The organism is Aureimonas fodinaquatilis (assembly GCF_008369445.1).
Lineage (GTDB): Bacteria > Pseudomonadota > Alphaproteobacteria > Rhizobiales > Rhizobiaceae > Aureimonas > Aureimonas fodinaquatilis.
Map to the genome: position 1 here is coordinate 290,422 of NZ_VTWH01000003.1, position 21,672 is coordinate 312,093.

23 protein-coding genes and 1 riboswitch are annotated in these 21,672 nt (G+C 60.7%); of the genes, 6 read left to right on the forward strand and 17 right to left on the reverse strand.

The features are described 5' to 3' along the window. Positions 1 to 19: 19 nt before the first annotated feature. The 6 genes from cobF to cbiE are packed head-to-tail and all read right to left on the reverse strand — an operon-like array spanning position 20 to position 5,143. Positions 20 to 775 carry a precorrin-6A synthase (deacetylating) gene (gene cobF, locus FPY71_RS13505; protein WP_149300823.1) on the reverse strand — a complete coding sequence of 252 codons (756 nt, stop codon included), beginning with the start codon at positions 773 to 775 and terminating at the stop codon, positions 20 to 22. Next, a complete protein-coding gene (cobA, locus tag FPY71_RS13510) occupies positions 768 to 1,496 on the reverse strand; it encodes a uroporphyrinogen-III C-methyltransferase (RefSeq protein WP_149300824.1) in 729 nt (242 codons plus the stop codon). The genes cobF and cobA overlap by 8 nt, the downstream gene beginning before the upstream one ends. Next, the gene (locus tag FPY71_RS13515) at positions 1,493 to 2,809 is read right to left on the reverse strand and encodes a cobyrinic acid a,c-diamide synthase CobB (RefSeq protein WP_149300825.1); all 1,317 of its coding nucleotides are present in this window, start codon (positions 2,807 to 2,809) and stop codon (positions 1,493 to 1,495) included. The genes cobA and FPY71_RS13515 overlap by 4 nt, the downstream gene beginning before the upstream one ends. Beyond that, the gene (gene cobM, locus FPY71_RS13520; RefSeq protein ID WP_149300826.1) at positions 2,809 to 3,591 is read right to left on the reverse strand and encodes a precorrin-4 C(11)-methyltransferase; all 783 of its coding nucleotides are present in this window, start codon (positions 3,589 to 3,591) and stop codon (positions 2,809 to 2,811) included. Before cobM ends, FPY71_RS13515 begins: the two co-directional genes overlap by 1 nt. Further along, positions 3,588 to 3,956 (reverse strand): cobalamin biosynthesis protein, encoded by a 369-nt coding sequence (locus FPY71_RS13525; RefSeq protein WP_149300827.1) that lies wholly within the window; start codon positions 3,954 to 3,956, stop codon positions 3,588 to 3,590. The genes cobM and FPY71_RS13525 overlap by 4 nt, the downstream gene beginning before the upstream one ends. Next, entirely contained in the window at positions 3,953 to 5,143 is a 1,191-nt protein-coding gene (cbiE, locus tag FPY71_RS13530; protein ID WP_149300828.1) for a precorrin-6y C5,15-methyltransferase (decarboxylating) subunit CbiE, read from the reverse strand. The genes FPY71_RS13525 and cbiE overlap by 4 nt, the downstream gene beginning before the upstream one ends. Here cbiE and FPY71_RS13535 point away from each other — a divergent pair. After that, positions 5,118 to 5,906 carry a cobalt-precorrin-6A reductase gene (locus FPY71_RS13535; protein ID WP_149300829.1) on the forward strand — a complete coding sequence of 263 codons (789 nt, stop codon included), beginning with the start codon at positions 5,118 to 5,120 and terminating at the stop codon, positions 5,904 to 5,906. The genes cbiE and FPY71_RS13535 overlap by 26 nt on opposite strands. On the opposite strand, the gene cobJ is transcribed toward FPY71_RS13535, so the two are convergent. The 7 genes from cobJ to FPY71_RS13570 are packed head-to-tail and all read right to left on the reverse strand — an operon-like array spanning position 5,882 to position 13,765. Beyond that, positions 5,882 to 6,619, reverse strand: a complete 738-nt coding sequence (gene cobJ / locus FPY71_RS13540; protein WP_149300830.1) for a precorrin-3B C(17)-methyltransferase — start codon at positions 6,617 to 6,619, stop codon at positions 5,882 to 5,884. The genes FPY71_RS13535 and cobJ overlap by 25 nt on opposite strands. Continuing rightward, positions 6,616 to 7,347, reverse strand: a complete 732-nt coding sequence (locus tag FPY71_RS13545; protein ID WP_149300831.1) for a precorrin-2 C(20)-methyltransferase — start codon at positions 7,345 to 7,347, stop codon at positions 6,616 to 6,618. The genes cobJ and FPY71_RS13545 overlap by 4 nt, the downstream gene beginning before the upstream one ends. Beyond that, on the reverse strand, positions 7,348 to 7,977 hold the full coding sequence (locus tag FPY71_RS13550; RefSeq protein WP_149300832.1) for a precorrin-8X methylmutase: 630 nt from the start codon (positions 7,975 to 7,977) through the stop codon (positions 7,348 to 7,350). It abuts the gene before it with no gap. Then, complete coding sequence (locus FPY71_RS13555; protein WP_210246296.1) at positions 7,977 to 9,110, reverse strand: precorrin-3B synthase; 1,134 nt, start codon at positions 9,108 to 9,110, stop codon at positions 7,977 to 7,979. The genes FPY71_RS13550 and FPY71_RS13555 overlap by 1 nt, the downstream gene beginning before the upstream one ends. After that, a complete protein-coding gene (gene cobN / locus FPY71_RS13560; RefSeq protein ID WP_149300833.1) occupies positions 9,107 to 12,355 on the reverse strand; it encodes a cobaltochelatase subunit CobN in 3,249 nt (1,082 codons plus the stop codon). The genes FPY71_RS13555 and cobN overlap by 4 nt, the downstream gene beginning before the upstream one ends. Positions 12,356 to 12,366: 11 nt before the next feature. Further along, positions 12,367 to 13,401 carry a cobalamin biosynthesis protein CobW gene (cobW, locus tag FPY71_RS13565; protein ID WP_149300834.1) on the reverse strand — a complete coding sequence of 345 codons (1,035 nt, stop codon included), beginning with the start codon at positions 13,399 to 13,401 and terminating at the stop codon, positions 12,367 to 12,369. Position 13,402: 1 nt separating this feature from the next. Next, a complete protein-coding gene (locus FPY71_RS13570) occupies positions 13,403 to 13,765 on the reverse strand; it encodes a DUF1636 family protein (RefSeq protein ID WP_149300835.1) in 363 nt (120 codons plus the stop codon). 83 nt (positions 13,766 to 13,848) lie between these two features. Then, positions 13,849 to 14,054: riboswitch (cobalamin riboswitch) on the reverse strand. A 48-nt stretch (positions 14,055 to 14,102) separates the two neighbouring features. On the opposite strand from FPY71_RS13570, the gene cobO reads away from it, so the two are divergent. Both cobO and FPY71_RS13580 read left to right on the forward strand, forming a co-directional pair. Continuing rightward, positions 14,103 to 14,732, forward strand: a complete 630-nt coding sequence (cobO, locus tag FPY71_RS13575) for a cob(I)yrinic acid a,c-diamide adenosyltransferase (protein ID WP_149300836.1) — start codon at positions 14,103 to 14,105, stop codon at positions 14,730 to 14,732. Between the two features lie 3 nt (positions 14,733 to 14,735). After that, positions 14,736 to 16,193 carry a cobyric acid synthase gene (locus FPY71_RS13580; protein WP_149300837.1) on the forward strand — a complete coding sequence of 486 codons (1,458 nt, stop codon included), beginning with the start codon at positions 14,736 to 14,738 and terminating at the stop codon, positions 16,191 to 16,193. Here the strand turns inward: FPY71_RS13580 and cobD are convergent. Genes cobD through cobU form a run of 3 tightly spaced genes read right to left on the reverse strand, consistent with a single transcriptional unit; the run spans position 16,190 to position 18,443 of the window. Then, positions 16,190 to 17,164 carry a threonine-phosphate decarboxylase CobD gene (gene cobD / locus FPY71_RS13585; RefSeq protein WP_149300838.1) on the reverse strand — a complete coding sequence of 325 codons (975 nt, stop codon included), beginning with the start codon at positions 17,162 to 17,164 and terminating at the stop codon, positions 16,190 to 16,192. The two genes, FPY71_RS13580 and cobD, sit on opposite strands and share 4 nt — an antisense overlap. Further along, positions 17,164 to 17,925 (reverse strand): adenosylcobinamide-GDP ribazoletransferase, encoded by a 762-nt coding sequence (locus tag FPY71_RS13590; protein WP_149300839.1) that lies wholly within the window; start codon positions 17,923 to 17,925, stop codon positions 17,164 to 17,166. Before FPY71_RS13590 ends, cobD begins: the two co-directional genes overlap by 1 nt. Then, positions 17,925 to 18,443, reverse strand: coding sequence for a bifunctional adenosylcobinamide kinase/adenosylcobinamide-phosphate guanylyltransferase (cobU, locus tag FPY71_RS13595; RefSeq protein ID WP_149300840.1), 519 nt, complete (start codon positions 18,441 to 18,443; stop codon positions 17,925 to 17,927). Before cobU ends, FPY71_RS13590 begins: the two co-directional genes overlap by 1 nt. A 77-nt stretch (positions 18,444 to 18,520) precedes the next feature. On the opposite strand from cobU, the gene FPY71_RS13600 reads away from it, so the two are divergent. Both FPY71_RS13600 and cbiB read left to right on the forward strand, forming a co-directional pair. Further along, a complete protein-coding gene (locus tag FPY71_RS13600; protein ID WP_210246297.1) occupies positions 18,521 to 19,111 on the forward strand; it encodes a histidine phosphatase family protein in 591 nt (196 codons plus the stop codon). Then, positions 19,108 to 20,052 (forward strand): adenosylcobinamide-phosphate synthase CbiB, encoded by a 945-nt coding sequence (gene cbiB / locus FPY71_RS13605; protein ID WP_149300841.1) that lies wholly within the window; start codon positions 19,108 to 19,110, stop codon positions 20,050 to 20,052. Before FPY71_RS13600 ends, cbiB begins: the two co-directional genes overlap by 4 nt. A gap of 2 nt (positions 20,053 to 20,054) precedes the next feature. Here the strand turns inward: cbiB and FPY71_RS13610 are convergent, their stop codons facing one another. Beyond that, positions 20,055 to 20,522, reverse strand: a complete 468-nt coding sequence (locus tag FPY71_RS13610; protein WP_149300842.1) for a flavin reductase family protein — start codon at positions 20,520 to 20,522, stop codon at positions 20,055 to 20,057. Between the two features lie 136 nt (positions 20,523 to 20,658). Between FPY71_RS13610 and FPY71_RS13615 the strand changes: the two genes are divergently transcribed. Continuing rightward, a complete protein-coding gene (locus FPY71_RS13615) occupies positions 20,659 to 21,597 on the forward strand; it encodes a LysR family transcriptional regulator (RefSeq protein WP_149300843.1) in 939 nt (312 codons plus the stop codon). Positions 21,598 to 21,672: the final 75 nt, after the last annotated feature.

The window sequence follows — 21,672 nt, forward strand, 5'->3', positions numbered from 1 at the left end:
GCCAAACCGCCTGCCTTGGTCAAGCGATCTCTGGACCTGCGGTCCTGCGCATCAGGTAAATGTCCATAATCCAGCCATGTTGCGCACGGGCTGCCTGCCTTGTGGTCATAATGGTCGCAGCCATGGTGGCAAGCGGGCCGGAGAGGGTAATCTCCTGCTGCATGCCAACATAGGCCCCCCACCATATGCTGATGCCACCCGGCGCGATGTGTTGAAACGAACATTCGCCATCCAGCATCACAATCACCGTATCCACCCCTTGCGGCCAGCCATGGTCGCGCAACTGGCGGCCGGTGGTCACCAGAAACGGTGCGCCAACATCGTTGATGGGAATGCCATGCGCTGCGCCCAATGCCTGAAGCGAGGTAATGCCGGGGATGACATTGATGCGGACATCAAGCTGAGCGGCAATACGCAGGCTGCTGTCATATAGGCCTGGGTCACCCCAGATCAGCAGGGCAACGCGGCCTTGCGCGCCAACAGCCGTTTCAATCGTCTGCGCCCACAGAGCGGCAATTGCGGCATGCCACGCAGCTACCCGCTCCTGATAATCAGCAATGGCCGGATTGCGAACCGGCATGTCGAACTCAACAATTCTTGTGCTGCCGCTCAGCACCGATGTGCAGATGTCCCGTCGAAGATCAGCCAGATCGGCCTTGTCATTGCCCTTGCGCGGTATCACCACCACATCGGCAGCATTCAACGCCTTGATGGCCTGCAAGGTTAAATGGTCGGGGTTGCCTGTGCCAATGCCGATCAGGTCCAGCTCAATCATCCTGCGCGTCCATTAACGGGCCATACACTATCAATGCCGGGTCGGCGTTGTTGGCCTGCGCCAGGTGAGTGGCCAAGCCGGATATCTGCCATCGGCTGATGTGCTGGTCGGGGCGGGAAATATTTTTGGCCAGCATGGCCGGGGTTTCCGGCGGCAAACCTGCAGCAACAAGCCGCTGCACAAATTGTGCAAATGTGCGCTGACCCATGAAAACCACTGTGGTGGCGGTGGGGTCTGCCAGTGCCTGAATGTCCATGTCGTCCGGCAATGTGCCTTTGGTGTCGTGGCCGGTGACAAACTGTACCCGCCGCGCGGTCATGCGCCTTGTCAGCGGAATTGCGGCTGCGGCTGCTGCAGCCAGTGCCGATGTAACACCCGGAATGATTTCAAATTCAATTCCGGCAGCGCGCAGTGCAATGATTTCTTCTTCCAGCCTGCCGAACAGCCCCGCATCGCCGGACTTAAGCCGCACTACTTTAGCGCCGGTGCGCGCATAATCCACCAGCAATTGGCTGACATGGCTTTGCCTGGGCGAAGGCTGACCCGCCCGCTTTCCCACGGCCACCAGATCAGCATCCTTGTGCGCATGCGCCAGAATAGGCCCGGAAGCAAGATCATCAAACAACACGGCATCTGCAGCCGCCAGACGCGCCACTGCCTTGAGCGTCAGCAATTCCGGATCACCCGGCCCTGCAGAAACAAAGCTGACAAATCCGCTCATGACGCCTCGGCGATCAGGTGAAAAAACGTGCCGGATACATGCCCACGGCGTGAACCGGTTTCCGGTACGGCTGTGCCTTCAGCATCCACCACATGCGCCAGCGGCAGATCCGGCTGTTCGATGATGGTGGAATAGTGAAATTCATGGCCGCGCAGCCGCGTTTCGGCGGCAAAACCCGGCATTGCTGCCAGCAATTGCGCAGAGCGGTAGCCAAGATGCATTTTGCGCTTTTCGTAGGATGTTACCAGCCCCAGAAGCCCCACCATTTCATGGCGTACGCCCTGTGCGTCAATCAAGCCCGCGCCCAGCACCATATAGCCTCCACATTCGCCATGCACGGGCCGGGTCTGGCCGAATTCATGCAAAGCACTGCGAAAAGCTGAGGCGCTGGCTAGTCTTTCTGCATGCAACTCCGGGTAACCACCGGGCAGCCAGCAGCAATCTGCGCTCGCGTCCGGGGCCTGATCGTTGAGGGGAGAGAACGTCATAATCTCCGCCCCCTGCGCGCGCCAGTCTTCCAGAATATGCGGATAGGTGAAGGAAAATGCGGCATCACGGGCAAGTGCAATCCGCTGCCCCGGCGGCGGGCAGAGTTTTGTCTGTGAAACAACGTTGCCAAGGCTTTGCGCGGCTTGGCGAATGCCTTCCATATCCAGATGCGCCTCAACAAAATCCGCAGCCTCGTTGATCAGGGGCAAAAGCGCGGCGTGTTCTTCGGCCTGCACAAGGCCCAGATGCCGCTCCGGCACCTCAATGGAAGCGCGACGCGGCAATGCGCCGAAAACATGGATGCCTGCCTCTGCCATACCGGCTCTGGCCAGCTTTTCATGGCGGGGGCTGGCGACCCGGTTCAAAACCACGCCTGCCAGTTTCACGCCGGGGCGAAACCCGGCAAAGCCGCGTGCAACCGCAGCGGCGGTTTGCGCCTGCCCGGAAACATCAACCACCAGAACCACCGGCCAGCCGGTCAGTGCGGCGATATCGGCACTGGCACCAACGCCTGTTTCTCCCGCTCGCGCCACACCGTCAAACAGGCCCATAGACCCCTCGGCCAGCACAATGTCTGCGCCTCCGGCGCGGGATAACAAATGCGCCAGTCTGCCACTCTGCATGGCCCAACTGTCCAGATTGACCGAGGTTCGGCCATTGGAAACGGCGGCCGTGTGAAAAGCCGGGTCAATGTAATCCGGCCCGGATTTGAAGGGCTGCACAACCAGCCCCTGCCGGGTGAAAGCCCGTGCCAGACCCAGCATCAGGGTGGTTTTTCCCGTGCCGGAAGCGGGGGCGGATATCATCAGTCCGGGTGGCAACATCACTCACCCTCCGGAAAACGCGGGCTGGTGCCAACCGGGCGAAAGCGCCGGTCATAATCTCCGGCATAAAGGCGGCTTTCGGCAAAGTCTTCCGCATCCAGCGTACGGCCAACCAGAATGAGCGCCGTGCGCTGCGCTGCCATGTCTGCATCCAGTTGCAGCGTTGCCAGCGTTGCCCGCACGATGCGCTGATCCGGCCAGCTTGCCCGCCAGACAATGGCCACCGGGCAGTCTGGTCCATAATGCGGCATCAGCTCGGCAATCACCTTGTCCAGCACGTGAACCGAAAGGTGAATGGCCAGCACAGCACCGGTTGCGGCAAAGGCGGCCAGGTTTTCGCCTTCCGGCATGGCGGAAGCGCGCCCGGAGGTGCGGGTCAGCACCACGCTCTGCGCAATGCCGGGCAGTGTCAGTTCTGCACCAAGCGCCGCAGCGGCAGCAGCAAAGGATGGCACCCCGGGCGTCACATCATACGGAATGCCCATTGTGCGCAGGCGGCGCAATTGCTCGCCCATGGCCGACCATACGGAAAGGTCGCCCGAATGCAGCCTGGCAATGTCATGGCCATCGGCATGAGCGGCGGCAATTTCAAGGCAGATCTGGTCCAGATCCATAGAGGCGGTGTTGATGATTTTTGCGCCGGGCGGGCAATGTGCCAGCACGGCTTCCGGCACCAGCGAACCGGCATAAAGGCAAACCCGGCAAGCCGCTATCAGGTCGCGGCCCCGCAATGTCAGAAGATCGGGTGCGCCGGGGCCAGCGCCAATAAAATGCACGGTCATGATGGGCTTTCCGCAATGGCGGCGGTTGCCATGCCGCTTGCAGCAACCACGCGCCTGACAATAAGTTTTGCGCCGGGGCCAGCCGCTGCAAGGGCTGCGGCTTCCGCAACGCTGCCAGTGTTGAACCTTTGCCGGACAAACGGCGATTGTGTTGGTGTGTTTTGTGCGCAAAGTTGCGCCTCGTCAATTGCCAGAACGGGCAATTGCAGCCGGTTTGCCAGCGCCAGCAGTGCCGGCGCAGAAGCTTTGCTGGCAACAGTGGCCAAGGCGTCAGGCTGGCAACGGTTGGAAACGGCTGCTTCAAAGGCCGCCAACAGGGCGGTTTCATCCGCCTGACTGCGAAAACCCAGACCCAGCGCAATCATCGAACCACAATCCATTGCGTAATGGGACGTGCGGCCTTCCAGCCGCGCAGATTGCCCAGTGGTTCGGCGCTGGACATTGCAAACCGGCAGAGGCCGCCGCCGAACCTGCCTGCCTGTTGCGTCAACAGGGCGTCGCTTTCCAGTGTGACCGAATTGACAACTATTCGCGTGCCGGTGGACGTATTGGCCCACAAAAGCGCCAGCAGTTCTTCGCTTAACCCGCCGCCAACAAACACAGCGTCCGCAGGAGGTAAGGCTGTTAACATTAATGGGCTTGAACCGCTGTGGATGTGCAATCGCTCTTCCAGCGCGAAAGCGCGGGAATTGGCGGCAATATTGACGATCCGCTCTGGCTTCAGCTCCACGGCGTGGGCGCGGTTGGCCTGGTGAGCAAGGCACCATTCCACTGAAATGGAGCCTGAGCCCGCGCCCAGATCCCACAGGACCTGTCCGGCACGTGGTGCCAGTGCGGCCAGCGTCACAGCGCGAATGGCGCTACGGGTGATCTGCCCGTCATGCGCAAACTCGTCATCCGGCCTGCCGGGGGTAAGCAAAAATCCGTTCGCTCCATGCAGCTCAACGGCGACGCAGACCGGTGCGGAAACGTTTGAAACATCGAAACCGGCGGCCGTGCACCGGCTCATACGCTCATCTGGCCCGCCCAACCGTTCCAGAACATGCAGCGTGGAATTGCCAAACTGATGGTCCACCAACCATTGCGCCAGCGCCGCCGGGGCCGCACCATCGCGCACAAGGCAGATGAGGCGCTGCTTGTCGGCCAGATGCGGCACAAGTCGCTCAAAGGGCGCGGCGTGCAGCCCGAGGCAGCACACATCTTCCAGCCGCCAACCCAACCTCGCCGCCGCCAGTGAAAAGCTGGACGCGACTGGAAAGGCCCGCCATTCATGCGGTTGCAGATGTGCGGCAAGACTGCCACCTGCGCCATGCCAGAACGGGTCGCCGGAAACCAGCGCGGCAACCGGGCGACCGCGCAGCGCCAGCAGCGGCTCCAGCGCAAATGGCTCTGGCCAGGCCTGGCCACGCGCATCCGCTCCAATCAATGCCAGATGGCGGGGCGCGCCGAAAATCACCTCCGCCCCGGCAAGTGCCTTACGGCTTGCATCATTCAGCCCATCCGGTCCATCTTCGCCAAGGCCGATTATGGCAAGCCAGGGATCAGTGGGCATCGTGACCTCTTACAAACAGGCAGGCACGCTGGTGCTGGGCGGCACGGCAGAGGCGGCGGCTCTGGCCCGCGCCATGGCGGCAGCCGGTCTGCCGGGTATTTTTTCCTATGCCGGACGCACCGACGCTCCGGCCAGCCAGCCATTGCCAACCCGCATTGGCGGCTTTGGCGGCGTGGACGGGCTGGTCGAATTTCTGATTGAAAACAAAATTCGCGGCATTGTCGATGCCACTCACCCGTTTGCCGCTCAGATGAGCAGAAATGCCATTGCTGCGGCCAGGGTTACCGGGGTGCCATTGCTGGCGCTGGAACGGCCTGCGTGGGCGCCGGAGCTGGAAGATCAATGGCAGGTTGTGCAAGATGTGGCTGGTGCCGTTGCCGCCTTGAGTGGGCCGGCGGAACGGGTTTTCCTTGCCATCGGGCGGCAGAATCTGGCTGATTTCGCTGGTCGCCCGCAGCATCACTATCTTTTGCGGGTGGTTGACCCGTGGGCAGGCGAAATGCCCTTGGCAAATGCCCATGTGGTTGTGGCGCGTGGTCCGTTTGATGTGGAAGGCGATGCTGCGCTTCTGCGCAGCCACGGCATAACCCGCCTTGTCGCCAAAAATGCCGGGGGCGCGGGTGCTGTGGCAAAGGTTCTGGCGGCGCGCCAGTTGGCCCTGCCGGTCATCATGATCGCGCGACCCATTCTGCCGGACCGGGCCGTCGTCAATACTGTTGATGCGGCGTTGCAATGGCTTCATAGTGCAGATCTTGGCGTATAGACCCAGCGACCAATGCGCCGGGTTGCAGAATTGCCAACCAGAACCACGGTGCGCATATCAGCCATATCGGGCGTGGCATCCGCCAGTGCCACCGTGGCAAGCCGCTCTTCCGGCGTGGTAACGGCGCGGGCAAAGCTGATCAGCCTTTCCGGCTCGCAGCATTCGCTCAACAGCTCAAGAATGCGGGCAAATTGATGCGGGCGTGATGCGGAGCGAGGATTGTAAAACGCCATGGCAAAATCCGCCTCGGCTGCAAGTCGCACCCGTCGTTCGACCAGTTCCCACGGCTTGAGATTATCTGACAGGTTGATGGCGCAGAAATCATGTCCCAAAGGCGCGCCAAGACGTGCGGCAGCGGCCAGCATGGCGGTTATGCCGGGCAGCACCTGCACATCCAGTTTCAGCCATTCCGCCGGACCATGCTCTAACGCTTCAAACACGGCAGATGCCATGGCAAAAACGCCCGGATCGCCCGATGACACCAGCACGGAATGCCCGCCACTGGCGGCGATCTGCAGCGCGTGGTTTGCCCGGTCAAGCTCCACCCGGTTGTCGGATGGATGCAACGTCAGGCCTGGCCTTGGGGCAACGCGCGCAACATAGGGCACATAGCCCAGAACATCGGTGGCATTGTCCACGGCGGCAACCACCTCCGGCGTCAGCAAATCGGCGCTGCCGGGGCCAAGGCCCACAATTTTCAAACTGCCGGTCATGCCACAATTTCCGGTCGGCGGCCCTGCCCATGCACGATGATGATTGCGAAATACGGGCAGGCCTCGTCATCCACATCCACCAGCCGGGCAATTTTCTGGTTGGGCATTGTGCCGTGTTCTACCAGCCATGCCGCTTCTGCCCTGCCGCTTTCTGCCAACACACGGCGAATTTTGGCAAGGTTTCGGCCAATTTTCATGAAAACCAGCGCATCATTGCCCATGGCGCGTTTGGCCAGTTCCTGCTCAGGCAGGGTGCCGGGCAGAACCGACAGAACATCATCACCCCAGACAACGGGCTGGCCGGTGGCCGTCCAGCAGCCGGACATGCCTGTAATTCCGGGCACAACTTCCACCGGCACAAGGCCCTGCAGGCGGCTGTGCAAATGCATGAACGAGCCGTAGAGAAACGGGTCACCCTCGCACAGCACGATCACGTCGCCATTTCTGGTCAGTTGCACCAGCTTCGTGGTCCACTCATCATAGAACCGCGCCAGGGCCGCATTATAGGCCGGGTCGGAAACATCCAGCTCGGTGGTGACGGGGTATTCCATCGGGAATTCCGCTGCTCCGGGGGCCAGCAACCCTTCCACAATCTGCCGGGCCTGACCGCGCCGCCCCGCCTTGCGAAAATAGGCCACTTGCACAACGCTGCCCAAAAGCCGCGCGGCCTTGACACTCATCAGGTCCGGATCGCCGGGGCCAAGCCCGACACAGATGATACGGCTCATCTATTCCTCCAGACTGGCAAGTGCGTTGACAGCGGCCACGGTAATAGCACTGCCGCCAAGCCGCCCGAGCACCACCAATGCCGGCACTGGCGGATTGGCCATAAGGGCTGCCTTGGATTCCGCCGCGCCGACAAAGCCAACCGGACAGCCAATAATGGCGGCAGGGCGTGGACAGGCAGGGTCTTCCAGCATGTTAAGCAGATGAAACAGCGCGGTGGGCGCATTGCCAATCGCCACAACCGCGCCCGCAAGGTGCGGCCGCCATAGCTCCAGTGCTGCCGCGGACCGGGTGTTTGCCATCTGGCGCGCCAATTCCGGCACCTTGGCATCGCGCAAGGTGCAGATAACGGGGTTGCTGGCGGGCAGCCGGGTGCGGGTAATGCCCTCACTCACCATATGCGCGTCGCACAGAATGGGTGCGCCAGCCCGCAGCGCCGCGCGTGCGGCAACGGCCATTCCGCTGGTAAAGCGAATATCGGCTTCCAGCCCTACCAGGCCCGCTGCATGGATCATTCGCACCACCACCGGTTCTTCATCCGGGGTGAAGCCGGAAAGCTCCGCCTCACTGCGTATCGTGGCAAAGGACTGGCGGTAGATGGCCGCTCCGTCAGTTTCATAAATATGCGGCATTAGCGGTTCTCGAACAGGCGGGAGGGATTGGCAAGAATCTGCTGGCGGGTCAGCGTCCGGTCGGGAGGGGTGGAAAAGCCACGCCCGTCAAACAGCGCATAGCCGGAGTTTGTCGCCAGCAGCGTGTGTGCGGCATAACCGGTCTGCGCGCAACCTTTTGCGCAGCCGGAAACATGCAGACGCTGGCCTGCTGGCAGATAAGGCGCAAGCGCGCGGGCGAGTTGCCGGGTTTCGCCATTCGCCTGCTGGCATCCGGGTGCACCGACACACGCATCCACCCGCATCAACGGCTCATCCGCATTCAACACCGCGCCCGGAATGGCCAGCACGTTGCATGGCCCTTCCACCAGAACCATACGCCACGGTGTCGTGCGAATGGCGGTCTGGCAGGCAACAAGGGCGTTCAGCGCCGTCATGTCCATGACGCCAAAGGCAAAGCCGATCAGAAAGCCATTGCCAACGGGGCCGGGCTGCAACGCGGCAGCGCTGTTGACCGGCAATCGCTGCGGCGCAAATTCCTGTGGCAGCGCATGCCCTTCGGCAAGATGCTGCTTCATGCGCTTGCCGCCACTTTGCGCAAACCAGGCGGCCAATTGCACCGCCCTTTGCGCAGCATGCTCGGCAGCAACCGGAACGCCAAGGGCGCAACCATCCGCCCGCAACAGCAATTCACCGGTGTCTGCCCGTTCGAGCCTGATGTCCGCGCTGACATCTGCCAGCACCCGCACGTGCCCGGTGTCGATTGCAAAGCCGAATTTGCCCGGCAAGGCGGGTGCGTGCTGCAATTCCTGCTCAAGCTGCAAGGCCAGATCCGCTGCGCTGTCTTCAAAGGGTGTCACCACAATGTTGCGGCGTGCTTCCTGTTCGAGGTTCTGGTCCAGCAAACCGGCTGCGGCCAGTGCTGCCTGCACGGTGGCCACAGCCCCGTCGGCAATGCCGCGCAGTTGAATATTGCCGCGGTTGGAAAGTTCTGCCGTGCCATTGCCGCTGGTTTCAGCCAAACGCGCAATCACCGCAAGCTGAGCTGCGGTTAATCTGCCAGCATTTGGGCGAATGCGCACAATTGCGCCATCGCCCGACAGCATGGGCCGCAAGGCACCGGGACACCAGCCCTTGATTTCGTAATTGCTCATAGGCAATCCCGCATTTGCGACAGCCCTGCCAGAACCGAGTTGCGGCGGCTGTTCCACAATCCTGCCGCGATCAGCCGTGTGAAGCAATCTTTCATCGCGTTCAGAGCTACAGGGTTTTCCTGCTCCATAAATGCATAAAGCTCGGCGCGGCCAAGCGTTGCATCATGGTAGATATCAAACAAATGCTCCGGCACCACACCGGCAAGATGCGCAAATGCTGCCAGATGCTCCAGTGTTGCAGCAATTTCCGCTGCGCCACGAAAGCCATGCCGCATCATGCCACTGGCCCATTCGGGGTTGGCGGCTCTGGCGCGCACGGTCCGGGCAATTTCTTCCGTAAGGGTGCGCGCGCGGGGTTTTTCCGGGTCGCGGCTGTCAAGGTGGTAGAGAGCGGGGGCATGTTTGCCAAGCGTCTGCATGGCTGCGGCAAAACCGGCTTCGTGCGCCGCATAGTCGGCGGCCAGCAGCAAATCACTTTCTGCAAGGTCCTGAACGTGCACAAAGCTGTCGGCACTGCGCATTTGTGCTTCAAGCGCGGCACGGTCCGGCTGCGCATCTGTCTGCCCAACAGCCCATTGCGAATTGTTGATCCATGCCTCACCCGCCGCAAGGCGCGCTTGCGGTGAAAAATCGTCCAGATGAGCACCCATGCCAAGGCCATATTGCCCGGGGCGTGGACCAAACACCCGTGGCATGGCAGTGGAGTAGGGGTTTTCATCCGGTCCTTCATCTCGTGCCGCCAGCGCGGCAGCAACGGATTCAAACAATTGACCAAGGCCGGGAAACACATCGCGGAACAGGCCGGAAACCCGCAAAGTTACGGCTATGCGTGGCCGCCCCAGCAGGGCCAGCGGCAGAATTTCAAAGCCGCTCACCCGGCTGCTGGCTGTATCCCAGCGCGGCGCAGCCCCGGCCAGATGCAGGGCCATGGCAAATTCCTCACCAGCGGTGCGCATGGTGGCAGAGCCCCAAAGGTCGACCACCAGCCCGTGTGGCCAGTCGCCGTGGTCTTGCAAATGGCGGCGAAGCAGTTCTTCCGCCAGCTTGACACCTTGTGCATGCGCCGCGCGGGAGGGCACGGCGCGCGGGTCTGTGGTGTACAGGTTGCGCCCGGTTGGCAAAACGTCGCTTCGTCCACGATAGGGTGAGCCGGAAGGCCCGGCGGCAACGCGCTTGCCGTCAAGCGCCTGAATCAGCCCTTCACGCTCCGCTTCACCGCAGTCGCCGCGCCCATAGACATGCAGGCCATCACCAAACTGGCTTTCCTTGATATCGCAGACAAAGCGGTCAATGCGCACAATCGCTTCTGCCGCCGAGCTGTCCGGCGCAAGGCCAAGGTCGGCTTCCACGCCTTGCTCCGCCGCCTGCGCGCGAATATCCGCCACCAGCCGGTCGCGTCTGGCCGGGTCCAACCCGTCGGCGGTGGAATATTCATCCAGCAGGGTTTCCAACTGCTGCAGGCCATCCGGCACAGCAGAGTGGGTCATTGGCGGGGGCAGGTGGCCCAGTGTCACAGCGCCAATGCGCCGGCGTGCCTGTGCGGCCTCTCCCGGATCGTTGACGATAAACGGATAGATCACCGGCATCGGGCCGGTCAGCGCCTGCGGCCAGCAATCGGGCGACAGGGCCACAGCTTTGCCGGGCAGCCACTCCAGCGTGCCATGTGCGCCAATGTGAACACAGGCATGGGTCTGGCGGGCGCGCAGCCACAGGTAAAACGCCACATAGGCATGGCGCGGCGTTCGTGAAAGGTCGTGATAGGTTGCATCACGGCATGCAACCTCGCCGCGCTCCGGCTGCAGGGCTACAAGCGCATTGCCTTGCTGGCAGGCGTGGAAGTAAAGGCCGCCATCGGCACAATCTCGGTCGTTTTCGGGCGCTCCCCATGCCTGCTGCAAATCCTGCTGCAAGCTTTCCGGCAATGTCGCCAGCGCTGCCAGATACTGCTTCAACGGCCAGTGTATTTTTTTGGCTGACAGCGCGGCGGCCAGCTCCTCATATGGTTCTGTTGCGTAACCAGCATTCGACAGATCGCCCAGAATTGCATTGGCAGACGCCAGCGCATCCAGTCCTACGGCATGGGCAATCTGGTGCGCTTTTCCGGGATAGGTTGAAAGTATCAGTGCCAGACGTTTGTCGGCTGGTGGAGTGGACTGCAACTGATGCCAGGCAGCGACGCGTGTGGCCACATCGGCAATCTGCTGTGGGTCGGGCTGATGGATCTGGCGGCTGTACTGCAGATCATCGTCACGCGCGGTTTGCGCCTTAAAGCTGACAACGCCAGTGAACACACGTCCATCCACCTCCGGCAGCACCACATGCATGGCCAGATCCGCGGGCGAAAGTCCCCGCTCGGATCTGGCCCATTCCTGCCGACCAGCCGTGGAAAGAGCCACCTGAAACACCGGACACCCGGCGCTATCCAGCGGTGACGCGCCATTCTCCAAACGGGCGGAAAATGCTGTAGCGTTGACAATGGCGGCGCAGCCGGCATTTTTCAGCACAGCCGCAACTTCGCCAGACTGTGCAAATTTCAACGAGGGCGCAAAAAGTCCGGCACAGGCAAAGCCCCTTTGCCGCAAAGCCGCAATCAATGCATCTATCGGGGCCAGGTCAGCGGCGGTCAGGTAGGATCTGTAAAACACCACGGGAACGAAAGGCGCAGTGCTTTGTTGCGCTTGCGCCATAACACCCGCATCCGGATCGTACCAGCCCCAGTCGGGCATGGTCTTGGCCCCGGCAACCGGCTGCGCATAGAGGCCAGAGGCAAGTGCCATCTGCGCCAGTGCGGCCTGTGCCGCAACCGGGCCACCGGCATCACACAAGGCGGTCAGCCGCCGAAGTGTCGAGACTGGCAGCGTCGACAAAGCATCCAGTCGTGAATCGTCATTGCCACCGGCTGGCAAGCAGGCAAGCGCAATTTTCTTTTCACGCGCCAACGCATGCAGGCTGGCCAGCCCGTAAGACCAGTATTGCTCGCCGCCAATCACCCGCACCAACACGCCTTTGGCGCCGCGCAGTGTGCGCTCGACATAGGTGTCAACAGACAGGGGGTGACGCAGACTGGCCAGATTGGCCAGCCGCAAACTTGGCAGGCTACCCGCCGCCCGTTGCCAACCTGCCGCAAAAGCCCCCAGGTCGCTGTCGGAAAACGAAAGCACCACCAGATCAGCGGCATCCTGCCCCAGATCCTGCGGTGTGTCGGCCTCTTCCAGTCCGTGGCTTTCGCGGAAAATGACGTGCATCGTTTTTCCTGTTACGCTCCCAGAGTGGCGCGAATTGCCTCCGGCTGAATGGCGTCATGCTCGGCAATCACCACAAGCCGGCTGGCGCGCGGTGTCTCTCCCCATGGCCGGTCAAACTGGGTGCGCACCCGGTCACCTACAGCCTGCACCAGAAGGCGCATGGGCTTTCCGGCAACCGCAATATACCCCTTTACCCGCAGAATATCCTGCTCGCGCGCCAGCCGTTCAATGGCGGCTTTCAAGGCTTCAACATCGGCAATTTCCGGCAGTTCCACGACCATCGAGTCAAAATCTTCATGCTCATGATCGTCGGCCCCGTCATGGTGCGAGGGGCGGGCCTCCAGGTCATCTTCGGCCGCTGCGTTCAGGCCAAGAATGACGCGTGGATCAATCTGCCCATCGGTTATTTCCAGAATTGGCAGTTTGCGCGGCGCTTCCGCCTCGATATAGGCACGGGCGCTTTCCATCTGCCCGACGTCAGCCAGGTCAGCCTTGGTCAAAAGCACAATGTCGGCGCAGCTTATCTGGTCTTCAAACACCTCGGAAAGCGGGGTTTCGTGGTCAAGGCTTTCGTCTGCCGCACGCTGAGCATCCACCGCCGCAACATCTGGTGCAAACCGGCCATTGGCCACGGCTTCGGCATCGGCCAGCGCAATCACCCCGTCCACGGTTATTCTGGAGCGTATTGCCGGCCAGTCAAAAGCTTTCAGCAGGGGCTTGGGCAGTGCCAGGCCAGAGGTTTCAATCAGGATATGATCCGGGCGCTGTGGCAAAGCCATCAATGCCTCGATTGTCGGAATAAAATCATCCGCCACTGTGCAGCAGATGCAGCCATTGGCCAGTTCAACAATGTTTTCCACCGGGCAGTTTTCATCGGCGCAGGATTTCAGAATATCGCCGTCCACGCCGACAGAGCCAAACTCATTGACCAGCACCGCCAGTCTTTTGCCCTGTGGGTTAGCCATCAAGTGGCGGATCAGCGTGGTTTTGCCGGAGCCGAGAAAGCCGGTAATGACGGTGACGGGAATTTTGGACAGATCAGACATTTCAGGACTCCTGCGGGGGAATGCGGGCAACAGATTGTTTGCGAAAAATTTCCGGCCGTTCACGCCAGGGCACCAGCCCATCGTCCGTGGCACTGTAGCGGGCTGCGCCATCCAGAATGGCAGCAACGTGAATGTCCGGGTCAAGATCGCCGTAAACATAGGTCCAGCGGCCCGGCGCGGTCAGCGCGACAGAGCAGCTTCGGGAGCAGGCGGAAAGGCATTCGACGCCAACAAGCGCGACTCCCTCCGGCAATTGCTCCTCGGACAGACGCTCGTGCAGAATTTTGCCCGCGCGCGGCGAGTCGCCATAGCGCGGATTGCTTCGGCTGCATGTCGTGCAAACGTACAGCGTTACCCCGGACATTGATGCGCCTTTCCAAACCATGCGGAGGGCAGGCGCCAGAAGGGCAGATGTGTACCCGTTCCGGTCGCGGAGAACCCCGTCCGCCCGTAATCATTGCACTGGCAGGTCTCCCGGCTTGCGGATTCAGGAAAAATGCTTTCCAACGGCGGGCCCACCTTCCCGGCATTATGCCAGTGGCTTGGGCTGCCTTTCCGGTCACGGTCGCGGGGGCGGCTGCGCTTTGAGGTTTCCCTCTGTCGCATTCCCTCTTAGCCTGTCAAAAACAGGAACCAATGTGCGATACCTCTGCCAGAAGGCGTTGTGTTGTCAAGCGCCACCACCAGCAATGGAGCAGTCAATGTCCGGCAATCCGCCTGTTTCGGAAAGCGAAGCCGCCCGCCACACGGCAAAGATGATGAAAATCAAGGCGGCGCGTGACCGGATGATGGAAGGAAAATCCGGCGAAAAAGGCCTGATTATCGTGCACACAGGCAATGGCAAGGGCAAAAGCTCGTCGGCATTCGGTATGGTCATGCGGTGCATTGCGCATGAAATGCCCTGTGCGGTGGTGCAGTTTATCAAAGGCGCGTGGAGCACGGGCGAGCGCACTTTGCTGGAACAGAATTTCAGCCAGCTTTGCCGGTTTTATGCCATGGGCGAAGGTTTCACCTGGGAAACGCAGGACAAGGCACGGGACATTGCCGCGGCAAGAGCGGCCTGGGAAATGGCCAGGACGATGATTCTGGATGAGCGCAACCGCATGGTTGTTCTGGACGAGATCAATATTGCGCTGCGTTACGACTATCTGAGTGTGGAGGAAGTGGTTGAATTTCTGGCGCAGGAAAAGCCGCCAATGACGCATGTTGTACTGACCGGGCGCAACGCAAAGCCGGAACTGTTGGAACTGGCCGATCTGGTAACGGAAATGACGCTGGTCAAACACCCGTTTCGCGCTGGCGTAAAAGCGCAAGCCGGTGTGGAGTTTTAAGCATTGGCGCGGGCATTGATGGTTCAGGGCACAGGTTCGAATGTTGGCAAGTCCGTGCTGGTGGCCGGGCTGTGCCGCGCCGCGCGGCTGCGGGGCCTGCATGTTGTGCCGTTCAAGCCGCAGAACATGTCCAACAATGCCGCGGTGACCGCGGATGGTGGGGAAATTGGCCGGGCACAGGCGCTACAGGCACTGGCCTGTGGTGTCTTGCCTTTGGTGGATATGAATCCGGTTTTGCTGAAGCCTGAAACCGACACTGGTTCGCAGGTGATCGTGCAAGGCAAACGGTTTGCCACCGTGCGGGCGCGTGAATATTCCACGCTCAAGCCGCAACTGATGCACTATGTGCAGCAGAGTTTCCATCGCCTGTCGCAAAAAGCCGATCTGGTTTTGGTTGAAGGCGCGGGAAGCCCGGCGGAAATTAACCTGCGTGCGGGTGATATTGCCAATATGGGCTTTGCGCGTGCTGCAAATGTGCCGGTGGTGCTGGTGGGCGACATTGACCGCGGTGGAGTCATTGCGCAGATGGTGGGCACACGCCATGTGCTGGACCCTGCCGATGAAGCAATGATCGGTGGCTTCATCGTCAACAAGTTCCGGGGGGATCCGGCCTTGTTTGATGATGGTTATCGAATGATCGAACAGCAAACCGGCTGGCGCGGCTTTGGCACCGTTCCGTTTTTTGCCGATGCGGCGCAGCTTCCGGCAGAGGATGCGCTGGATATTGCCGGAACACCGCGAAAATCCGGTTTCAAAATTGCCTGTCTTGTGCTGTCGCGCATTGCCAATTTTGACGATCTTGATCCGCTCAAGCTGGAAGACAATGTTGAACTGGTTATGGTGCGTCCCGGCATTGCGGTGCCCGGCGACGTCGATCTGATCATCCTTCCCGGCAGCAAGTCCACACGCGGCGATCTGGCGTTTTTGCGGGCACAGGGCTGGGACGTGGACATTGCCGCGCATGTGCGGCGCGGGGGCAAAGTGCTTGGCATTTGCGGCGGCTACCAGATGCTGGGCCGAGTGGTGCGCGACCCGTTGGGAATTGAGGGAGCAGCGGGCGAAACGCCGGGGCTGGGGCTTCTGGACGTTGAAACCATTATGAAACCGCAGAAGCGGCTGGGCCTTGTGCAGGCGCGGCATGCCGCCAGCGGTGCGAATATGCAAGCCTATGAAATTCATATTGGCCAGACACAGGGGCCGGATTGCGCACGGCCTTTTGCCAGTGTTGACGGGCGGGGTGAGGGAGCTATGTCAGCCAATGGGCTTGTCTTCGGCAGTTATCTGCACGGCATGTTTGCGAGCGATGCGTTTCGCGCCGCTTTTCTGTCTGGCTTTGGCGTGCAGGGTGGAACGCTATCCTATGCACTGGCAGTTGAGTCGGTGTTGGACCGGCTGGCCGCGCATCTGGAAAAGCATCTGAACATTGATGCACTGCTGGCGCTTGCTGCGAGCAGAAGTTAAAGCACCTTGAACGCACTTTCCACTCTTGCCCATTCGCCTTCGCATCCCGGCAGGCCCATGCGCAGCCATGTCTGGTTATAGGCAAAACTGCGGGTCCAGATGTGTCGTCTCGCCAGGGAGGCTTTGGCCGCAGCGGCATCTGGCATCGTGTAAAGACGAAACAGCTCTGTGCCGCCGACAATCTGCCAGCCCGCTTGTGATGCAAGCCTGTCCAACCTTGCCGCATCCTCTTGCAGGCGCGAAATGGTGCGCGTGGCCCAATCTCTGTCGGCCAGCGCCTGTGTGCCGATTTCAATAGCCATGCCGGAAACCGGCCATGGACCAAGCATGCCGGCCAGGAGTTTGATGTCTGGTGGCGATGCTAGCACAAAGCCCAGCCTCACCCCTGCCAAGCCGTAAAATTTGCCGAAAGAGCGCAGAACAATCAGGTTGGGGCAGTCAACCATCTGCGCCAGCGAGTGCTCTAGCCGGGCATCGGCAAAGCTTTCATCGACCACCAGCAGGCCAACAGCATCGGCCAGTTGTGCAAGAACCGCCGCGCTGTGGCAGCGCCCGTCTGGATTGTTGGGGTTTACAACAATGGCCAGATCCGCTCCGGCCAGCGTTTCGAGGCTGGCAACGTCTTCAACCCTCCAGCCACCGGCCTGCAATGCCGCGGCATGTTCGTTATAGGTGGGGGCAAGCACGCGCGCCGCGCCGGGCGCACGCAGGCGAGGTATCAGTTGAATTGCCGCCTGTGCACCGGCAACTGCCAGAATTCCGGTGCTTTCCGGCACCTGCCATGCGGTGCGGGCAGCCGCATGCAGGCCATTCATGGCTGTGCGGGCGGGCAAATCAGTCCATGCATGCGGAGATATGGTTGGTACAGGCCATGGCAGGCGGTTGATTCCGGTGGAAAGGTCGATCCACTCCGACCGCTCGCCACCATACAACTCTGTTGCATGATCGATATTGCCGCCATGATCGCGCATTATGCCGCCCAGATGCTGGCAAGCACCACCCAGAGAGAGGCCTCGCAAAGCTGCTGACTGGCACCGAGCGTATCGCCAGTGCGGCCTTTGATCTGCTGCCCGGACAGCAGGCTGAACCCGACGGTGACCGCCAGAAGCACAAGAATAAGCAGCCATGTTGCGGGCAGCATCAACAATGCGATCAAGGCGGTCAGCGCAGCAAAGGCCACGGTGTTTCTGCCAATGCTTATTGCCGAGGCCAGGCCGTCGGCGCGGGCATTTGGCTGGGCATACAGCATCCACACCATGGGCGCGCGGCTGGCTGCAGCCAGGCAAATCAACGCATAGACGCCTGTCTCTGCATCAGGCGCTGCGGCCGGCCCCGCAATGCGCAGCCCCGTTATGATGATCAGAGCCAGCACGCCATAGCTGCCAATGCGGCTGTCATGCATGATGTCCAGCTTGGCCTCTGTGGTTTTGCCACCACCGAAACCGTCGGCTGTGTCGGCCAGCCCGTCTTCGTGCAATGCGCCCGTTACCGCCATAAACAGGCCTGTGGCCAGCAACCCTGCCAGCCACGGCGTGGCAAGATCATAAAACAGTGCAAAAATGGCGGCTGGCAGCAGCGCAATCAGAGCCCCGGCCAGCGGAAAAGCCCACAAAGTGGCGCCCAGGGGTGGCAGCGCGCCCGGTGCGGTGGAAAATCGCCCGACTGGCAGGCGGGATAGAAAGCCAATCGCCAGCCTTATCTGCGTCAGCCGGTTTGCAAGCTGGTTCTGCATTATTTCACTTTCAGTGGCAGTCCGGAAACCATCAGGTAAACTTCGTCGGCGGCACTGGCAATCATCTGGTTCAGCGCACCGGCTGAATCACAGAAGCGGCGGGCCAGTGCGTTGTCCGGCACAATGCCAAGACCCACCTCATTGGTCACCAGAACAACTGCTGACGTCTGATTTTTCAGGCAATCGGCCAAGTTTCGCCCCTCCTGCCGCCAATCGCGCTCCGCCTCCATCAGATTGGCCAGCCAAAGTGTCAGGCAATCGACCAGCCTTGCGCCTTCGCCATCGGTCTTTTGCAATATGCCGGTCAGGTCCAGCGGTTCTTCATAATTGCGCCACCGTGTGTCTCGCCGTGCCTGATGTGAGGCAATACGGGCAGACATTTCACTATCGCCCCAAGCCTCCGGAGGCTGCGCGGTGGCAATGTAGACCGGCGACCCGCTAGCGCCGCCAAGCGCCAGCTTTTCTGCATAAAGGCTTTTGCCGGAGCGTGCGCCGCCGGTAATCAGAGTAATTGCCATATTGCGCCTTTTATCCCGGGCGGTTTTGGTACAGGAAGTTGTTCTGCCCTGAATTGAAACGCAAGGACAAGCGCCTGTTGCCCTCAACAACCGAAATTCTGCTCATTCGCCACGCGCCGGTGCAACAGGCCGGATTCGTGACCGGGCGTCTGGACAGTCCGGCGCAAATGCCGGATGCCGCCAGTCTGTTGCAACTTGCGCAGTTTATCGGCGACCCGCAACATCTCTTGGCAAGCCCGGCCTTGCGCTGCAGGCAAACAGCGGATGCGCTTTTTCCTGATCGCACTTATCAAACCGACGCGCGCCTGTGGGAACAAAGCTTTGGTGCCTGGGAGGGCATGGCCCTGTCGCAAATGCCGGATATCGGCGTGCGGTCATCGGCGGAACTGGCCAGTTTCTGCCCGCCGGCCGGGGAAAGCTTTGCTGACATGTGCTTGCGGGTGGAACCGGTGCTGCACGAGCATATCGGCAGAGCCACGGGCAGGCTGGTCATTGTTGCGCATGCCGGCACGGTGCGGGCGGCGTTGGCCGCGGCGCTTGGCGGACCCGCATTGGCCATGGGCTTTGAGGTTGCGCCTCTGTCCTGCACATTGCTGCGAGCCAGCCTTGATGCTGCGGGCCAGCCTGTCTGGTCCATAGGCTATGTGAATCATGGTGGTGCGGCCTGATGTTTGCTTTGTCGCTGCTGGTTGCCATGTTGGTGGATGCGCTGCTGGGTTGGCCAAACCGGCTGTTCGCCGCCATCGGCCATCCTGTCACATGGCTGGGGCGGGTTGTTACCCTGGCGGACAAACATATGAACCATGCGCGCCACGGACACTGGCGACGTCTGGCCGGGCTTGTTGCCACTATAGCCATTGTCGGTGCCAGCGCCGCCGCGGGGTTTTTGCTGCAGGAACTGCTGCCCGGTGGCTGGGCTGGCGTGTTGCTTCTGGGCATACTGGCATGGCCGCTTGTGGCGCTCCGCTCGCTCTACGAACATGTGGCGGCGGTGTGGCGTCCATTGGCGGTGGATGATCTGGGCGCGGCGCGCGGCACTGTGGCAATGATTGTCGGGCGCGACCCATCCGGGCTGGATCAGGCGGGCATTGCCCGCGCGGCACTGGAAAGCCTTGCGGAAAACACCTCGGACGGCATTGTTGCACCGGTGTTTTGGGGCGTATTGCTGGGGCTGCCGGGAATTGCCGCCTATAAGGCCATCAACACGCTGGATTCGATGATTGGCCACCGCACCCCACGGCATGAGCAATTTGGCTGGGCGGCGGCGCGGCTGGATGATCTGGTGAATCTAATACCGGCTCGGCTGACGGGCCTTCTGTTCGCTGCCATGTCGCGCAGACCCGGCACCAGCCTGTCCGTTATGTGGCGCGATGCGCCGGGGCACCGCTCGCCCAATGCCGGTTGGCCGGAGGCTGCCATGGCGGGTGCGCTGAATGTGCGCCTGTCCGGGCCGCGTGTTTATGCCAGCCATCGGGTGGATGAACCATGGATTAACGAAAAAGCGCCAGATCCTGACGCTGCCGATCTGGCAGCAGGACTGGCGCTGTTTGTGCGGGCGATGATCCTGTTTTCGGCCATTCTGGCGGTCATCGCCATCTTAATCAGATAGCATCAGGCAACTTTGGCAAAATTGCCGGCATGGAACACAAGCGGTGTTGCTTCAGAACTGGTCATGCGCAGAATTTCACCGACAATAATTTCATGGTCGCCCCCGGGATAGCGGTGTGCCACCCGGCATTCCAGATGTGCCATCGCGCCGGAAATCAGCGGCATGCCGTGGTCGCCATGAAGGGTATCCACCCCGGCAAATTTGTCTTCTGCTGGCCGGGCAAAGCTCATGGCTACGTCCTGTTGATGCTCTGCCAGTATGTTCACGCCGAAATGGTCACTCTGGCGAAACAGCGTCAGGCTCGGTGCCTTAAGCGCAAGGCTCCACAAAATCAGCGGCGGGTCCAGCGAAACGGTGTTGAAGGAATTGGCCGTAACACCGGCGCGCTGGCCATCGGCTGTCTGCACCGTCATCACCGTGACACCCGTAACAAAACGGCCCAGAATTGAACGGTACTCACGCGCATCCATAGCCAAATCTCCGTACAGAATTTTCACTGTCTGGTGAAACGCAGTCGCGCTTCAGTCTACCTTGTAAAAAATAATAGCCTTCCGGGATATTCAGCGGTAACGATAATATTTTAATATTGCGATCAGGTTTGCTGATATGATGAATTTGCGCCAGCTTACCGCCTTTGTCGGCGTTTATGAAGAAGGCTCGTTCAACAAGGCAGGGCGGCGGCTGAATGCCACGCAGTCCGGCCTGTCGATGCAAATCCAGAACCTTGAAGATTCCGTGGGTATCAGTCTGTTTGATCGCTCGGTTCGCGGGGTTACGCCCACTCTGGCCGGCAGGCGGCTGTATGCACGGGCGGTCACCATTCTGCGGGATCTGGAAGAAGCCCGCTCCGAACTCAAGGCCATGGCAGGCGATATTGGCGGCCACATTCGCGTAGGGCTGATGCCAACATTCACACGCGGCATTCTGGCGCCCGTTCTGGCAGACTTCATGCGTTCCTTTCCCAATGTGGAAATGCAGGTGGTGGAATCCTACAGTGCGGTGTTGATGGAAGAAGTGGCCGCGGGCCATGTGGATTTTGCCATTGTGCCTTGCTCTGCTCACCGGGAAGGGTTGCGGAGCAAGTATCTGGGCATCGAAACAGAGATGCTGGTCGCATCCGTATCGCAAGGCATGCCGCATCTCAGCCCGGCCGATTTTGCTGCGCTTGGGCCGCTGAAGCTGGCTTTGCCCGCACCGGGTAATGCCCGCCGCGACAGGTTTGAACAGTTTGCAGCGCTGCATGGTCTGAAAATCCAGACGATCATGGATATGGATGCGATGATCGCCACGCTGGAATTTACGGCCAATTCGGACTGGATGACCATTCTGCCGGCAACCATATGCCTGAACGATCTGGATGGTCAGTATCGAACCTTGCACCCCATTCTGAACCCGCCCTTGCGGGTGGAATATATGACGATTGAGCCGGCAAAAAGAGCACTGCCCCCGGCTGCGGCTTTGTTTCTGGAGCGGCTGGAAGAAGAGTTTCGCAAGGGGCAGGAGCTCTGGCGCCAGCACCTGGGTGAATTACCGGGCAATCACTAAACAAGATAGCGCATATCAGAAACTATCGTTTATTCTAACGCCAGCCGGCCCGGTAGCTTGTTCCGAAAACCGTTC

Excerpts from the sequence above, each read along its gene's own strand:
- FPY71_RS13610 (WP_149300842.1), bottom strand. The coding sequence starts at position 20,522 with ATGGATGCGCGTGAGTACCGTTCAATTCTGGGCCGTTTTGTTACGGGT.
- cobD (WP_149300838.1), bottom strand. The coding sequence starts at position 17,164 with ATGCGCGATCATGGCGGCAATATCGATCATGCAACAGAGTTGTATGGT.
- cobU (WP_149300840.1), bottom strand. The coding sequence starts at position 18,443 with ATGGCAATTACTCTGATTACCGGCGGCGCACGCTCCGGCAAAAGCCTT.
- FPY71_RS13570 (WP_149300835.1), bottom strand. The coding sequence starts at position 13,765 with ATGTCCGGGGTAACGCTGTACGTTTGCACGACATGCAGCCGAAGCAAT.
- FPY71_RS13525 (WP_149300827.1), bottom strand. The coding sequence starts at position 3,956 with ATGATTGCGCTGGGTCTGGGTTTTCGCAGTCAGGCGGATGAAACCGCC.
- cobA (WP_149300824.1), bottom strand. The coding sequence starts at position 1,496 with ATGAGCGGATTTGTCAGCTTTGTTTCTGCAGGGCCGGGTGATCCGGAA.
- FPY71_RS13535 (WP_149300829.1), top strand. The coding sequence starts at position 5,118 with ATGGCAAGCCAGGGATCAGTGGGCATCGTGACCTCTTACAAACAGGCA.
- cbiE (WP_149300828.1), bottom strand. The coding sequence starts at position 5,143 with ATGCCCACTGATCCCTGGCTTGCCATAATCGGCCTTGGCGAAGATGGA.
- FPY71_RS13515 (WP_149300825.1), bottom strand. The coding sequence starts at position 2,809 with ATGTTGCCACCCGGACTGATGATATCCGCCCCCGCTTCCGGCACGGGA.
- FPY71_RS13615 (WP_149300843.1), top strand. The coding sequence starts at position 20,659 with ATGATGAATTTGCGCCAGCTTACCGCCTTTGTCGGCGTTTATGAAGAA.
- FPY71_RS13545 (WP_149300831.1), bottom strand. The coding sequence starts at position 7,347 with ATGAGCCGTATCATCTGTGTCGGGCTTGGCCCCGGCGATCCGGACCTG.
- cobN (WP_149300833.1), bottom strand. The coding sequence starts at position 12,355 with ATGCACGTCATTTTCCGCGAAAGCCACGGACTGGAAGAGGCCGACACA.
- cobW (WP_149300834.1), bottom strand. The coding sequence starts at position 13,401 with ATGTCTGATCTGTCCAAAATTCCCGTCACCGTCATTACCGGCTTTCTC.
- FPY71_RS13555 (WP_210246296.1), bottom strand. The coding sequence starts at position 9,110 with ATGAGCAATTACGAAATCAAGGGCTGGTGTCCCGGTGCCTTGCGGCCC.
- cobF (WP_149300823.1), bottom strand. The coding sequence starts at position 775 with ATGATTGAGCTGGACCTGATCGGCATTGGCACAGGCAACCCCGACCAT.
- cobJ (WP_149300830.1), bottom strand. The coding sequence starts at position 6,619 with ATGACCGGCAGTTTGAAAATTGTGGGCCTTGGCCCCGGCAGCGCCGAT.
- cobO (WP_149300836.1), top strand. The coding sequence starts at position 14,103 with ATGTCCGGCAATCCGCCTGTTTCGGAAAGCGAAGCCGCCCGCCACACG.
- cobM (WP_149300826.1), bottom strand. The coding sequence starts at position 3,591 with ATGACCGTGCATTTTATTGGCGCTGGCCCCGGCGCACCCGATCTTCTG.
- FPY71_RS13550 (WP_149300832.1), bottom strand. The coding sequence starts at position 7,977 with ATGCCGCATATTTATGAAACTGACGGAGCGGCCATCTACCGCCAGTCC.
- FPY71_RS13590 (WP_149300839.1), bottom strand. The coding sequence starts at position 17,925 with ATGCAGAACCAGCTTGCAAACCGGCTGACGCAGATAAGGCTGGCGATT.